Consider the following 2,931-nt stretch of genomic DNA (forward strand, 5'->3'; position numbering starts at 1 on the left):
GGTCCGCGAGGGCGTGCGCGTGGTCAGCCAGGACGGGCTGACGCCGGCCGAGCAGTTGGTGCGGGTCAACGCCGAAGCCGCCGACCTTATGGCGGACCAGCAAACCCGCTGGCGCGAGCTGTGGCGGGAGCTCGGCGGAGAGGGCCTCACCGTCGTGGGCGCCGCCGAGGTCTCTGCCGCCGAGAAGGACGCCCTGCAGGACACCTTCCTGACCCAACTGTTCCCGGTGCTGACGCCGCTGGCCATCGACCCGGCCCACCCCTTCCCGTTCATCCCTAACCTCGCCTTCTCCCTGGTCCTCAAGCTGAAGCGGCTCGGCGACTCCAAGCTGCTGTACGCCCTGGTGCCGATACCGGCCCAGGTGGCGCGCTTCTGGGAGCTGCCGCCGGTCAAGGGCTCGCGCAAGCGGCCCGAGCGGCGATACATCTCGCTTGAAGGGCTGCTCAGCCTGTTCCTCGATCACCTATTCCCCGGCTGCGAAGTCGAGGCGCAGGGCGTATTCCGGCTGATCCGCGACTCCGACGTGGAGATCGAGGAAGAGGCCGAAGACCTGGTGCGTGAGTTCGAGGCCCGCCTGAAGCAGCGGCGGCTGGGCTCGGTGGTCCGCGTCGAGGTCGAGGCGGCCATGCCCGAGGAGCTGCGCGGCTTCATCTGCGAGAACCTGCACGCCGAGACGCAGGACATCATCCTGATCGACGGCCTGCTCGGCCTGGACGAGCTGACCCAGCTGATCCCCTCAGACCGCGCCGACCTGAAGTTCAAGCCCTTCCAGGCCCGGTTCCCGGAGCGGATTCGCGACCACGCCGGCGACTGCTTCGCCGCCATCCGGGAAAAGGACATCCTGGTCCACCACCCGTTCGAGAGCTTCGACGTGGTGGTGCAGTTCCTCAGGCAGGCCGCCCGCGACCCCAACGTGCTGGCGATCAAGCAGACGCTCTATCGGACCAGCCACGACAGCCCGATCGTCGCCGCCCTGATCGAGGCCGCCGAGACCGGCAAGAACGTCACCGCCCTGGTGGAGATCAAGGCCCGGTTCGACGAGGAAGCCAACCTGAAGTGGGCCCGCGACCTGGAGCGGGCCGGCGTCCACGTCGTCTTCGGCTTCTTCGAGTACAAGACCCACGCCAAGCTCTCGATGGTGGTGCGCAAGGAGGGTGACGGCCTTCGCACCTACTGCCACTTCGGCACCGGCAACTACCATCCGCAGACGGCGAAGATTTACACCGACCTGTCGCTGTTCACGACCGATGCGGCGCTGGGCCGGGATTCGGCGCGGCTGTTCAACTACATCACCGGCTACGCCAAGCCGAAGACGCTGGAGAAGCTGTCCTTCTCGCCGGTGACCATGAAGCACGACCTCTTGGCGCTGATCCTGCGGGAGATCGAGAACGCCAAGAAGGGCAAGCCGGCCGCCATCTGGGCCAAGCTCAACGCCCTGGTCGACCCGGTGATCATCGACGCCCTCTACGCCGCCAGCCAAGCGGGCGTGACCATCGACCTGGTGGTGCGCGGCATCTGCTGCCTGCGGCCGGGGCTGAAGGGCCTCTCAGACAACATCAGGGTCAAGTCGATCGTCGGCCGCTTCCTGGAGCACTCCCGCATCGTCGCCTTCGCCAACGGCGCGCCGATGCCCTCGGCCAAGGCCCGCGTCTTCATCTCGTCCGCCGACTGGATGCCGAGGAATCTCGACCGCCGCGTCGAAGCCCTGACGCCGGTGGAGAACCCAACCGTCCATCAGCAGGTTCTGCAACAGATCATGGTCGCGAACCTCAAGGACGAAGCCCAAAGCTGGACGCTGGACGCGTCCGGCCGCTATACGCGCGAGGCGTCCTGGGACCACCCCAGCGCCTTCTCGGCCCACGAGTACTTCATGACCAACCCCTCCCTGTCCGGGCGAGGCCAGAAGGTGAAGGATATGCCGCGCGCGATCGACCATGTGGCCCAGCGCGGATAGCAGCCCTCCTCGCCAGGCGGCGGTCATCGACGTCGGCTCCAACTCCGTCCGTCTCGTCATCTACCGGCTCGAAGGCCGCGCCATCTGGACGGTCTTCAACGAGAAGGCCCTGGCCGGGCTGGGACGCGACCTGCCCACCGCCGGGCGGCTGTCGCCCGCGGGCGTCGAGCTCGCCCTCTCCATCCTGCGGCGTTTCAAGGTGGTGCTGGACGGCTGGCCGGCGGAGGACGTCACCATCGTCGGCACCGCCGCGGTGCGAGACGCCAAGGACGGCCCTCAGTTCCTCGAGCGGGTGCGCCAGGAGACCGGCTTCACGATCCGCGTCCTCACCGGCGAGGAGGAGGCCCGCTACGCCGCCCTCGGCGTCATCGCTGGCCAGCCGGACGCCCATGGCGTGGCGGGCGACCTCGGCGGCTCCAGCCTCGAACTGGTGCCGGTCTCCGGCGGCGCGCCCGGCGCGGGCCTGACCCTGCCGCTGGGCCCCTTCGCTCTGGGCGCGCCCAAGCCGCTCAACGTGGACAAGGCGCGCAAGACCATCGACGAGCGGCTGGCCCCGCTGGCCCGCAGCTTCCGCGCCCCGCACTTCTACGCCGTCGGCGGCGCCTGGAGGAACCTGGCGTTGCTGCACATGGCGCTCACCGACTATCCGCTCCGGATCGCCCATCAGTACGAGATGAGCCGCGCCGACGCCCTGGCCGTGGCCCGCTTCGTCGAGCGCCAGTCCAAGCAGTCGCTGGAGCGCATCGAGGGGGTCTCAAAAAAGCGGTTCGACACCCTGCCCCACGCCGCCCTGGTGCTCGAGGCGCTGATCGACCACCTGGCCATCGAGAGGATCGTCGTCTCGGCGTACGGCGTGCGCGAGGGCCTGCTGCTGGAGGCCATGCCGCCGGACATCGGCAGCCGCGATCCGTTGATCGAGGGATGCGAGGCGCTGACCGCGCTTCGCGGCCTCACCGTCGAACTGGGCCCGTCCCTGG

At 68.8% G+C, this 2,931-nt stretch carries 2 protein-coding genes; both read left to right on the forward strand.

The genetic code is table 11. From position 1 onward, the window contains the following. Positions 1–1,954 (forward strand): RNA degradosome polyphosphate kinase (locus VHK87_RS17695; protein WP_329636213.1); only part of this gene is annotated, 1,954 nt, incomplete at its 5' end. Continuing rightward, a partial coding sequence (locus VHK87_RS17700; RefSeq protein ID WP_329636214.1) for a Ppx/GppA family phosphatase occupies positions 1,935–2,931 on the forward strand: 997 nt, incomplete at its 3' end. The genes VHK87_RS17695 and VHK87_RS17700, both read left to right, overlap by 20 nt.

The organism is Phenylobacterium sp., from assembly GCF_036263695.1.
GTDB lineage: Bacteria > Pseudomonadota > Alphaproteobacteria > Caulobacterales > Caulobacteraceae > Phenylobacterium.